The 952-nt window shown below is 55.6% G+C and carries 1 pseudogene; it reads left to right on the top strand.

What is annotated here, in order from left to right:
• Positions 1-31 precede the first annotated feature (31 nt).
• Positions 32-952 (top strand): annotated as a pseudogene (locus tag CSC62_RS18320) (phage tail tip protein J-related protein); the annotation flags it as partial.

The raw sequence follows: 952 nt of genomic DNA, 5'->3' as shown, positions 1-952 counted from the left end.
GACCGTAACAGCGGACGACGGCAGTGAGCGGCTGGTCAGCACGGCCCGGACGACGGAAACCACATACCGCTTCACGCAACTGGCGCTGGGGAACTACAGGCTGACAGTCCGGGCGGTAAATGCGTGGGGGCAGCAGGGCGATCCGGCGTCGGTATCGTTCCGGATTGCCGCACCGGCAGCACCGTCGAGGATTGAGCTGACGCCGGGCTATTTTCAGATAACCGCCACGCCGCATCTTGCCGTTTATGACCCGACGGTACAGTTTGAGTTCTGGTTCTCGGAAAAGCAGATTGCGGATATCAGACAGGTTGAAACCAGCACGCGTTATCTTGGTACGGCGCTGTACTGGATAGCCGCCAGTATCAATATCAAACCGGGCCATGATTATTACTTTTATATCCGCAGTGTGAACACCGTTGGCAAATCGGCATTCGTGGAGGCCGTCGGTCGGGCGAGCGATGATGCGGAAGGTTACCTGGATTTTTTCAAAGGCAAGATAACCGAATCCCATCTCGGCAAGGAGCTGCTGGAAAAAGTCGAGCTGACGGAGGATAACGCCAGCAGACTGGAGGAGTTTTCGAAAGAGTGGAAGGATGCCAGTGATAAGTGGAATGCCATGTGGGCTGTCAAAATTGAGCAGACCAAAGACGGCAAACATTATGTCGCGGGTATTGGCCTCAGCATGTAGGACACGGAGGAAGGCAAACTGAGCCAGTTTCTGGTTGCCGCCAATCGTATCGCATTTATTGACCCGGCAAACGGGAATGAAACGCCGATGTTTGTGGCGCAGGGCAACCAGATATTCATGAACGACGTGTTCCTGAAGCGCCTGACGGCCCCCACCATTACCAGCGGCGGCAATCCTCCGGCCTTTTCCCTGACACCGGACGGAAAGCTGACCGCTAAAAATGCGGATATCAGTGGCAGTGTGAATGCGAACTCCGGGACGCTC

Origin of the sequence: Pseudoxanthomonas jiangsuensis (assembly GCF_010093185.1) — a bacterium.
GTDB lineage: Bacteria > Pseudomonadota > Gammaproteobacteria > Xanthomonadales > Xanthomonadaceae > Pseudoxanthomonas > Pseudoxanthomonas jiangsuensis.
This window is presented reverse-complemented; position numbering and strand designations above follow the sequence as displayed.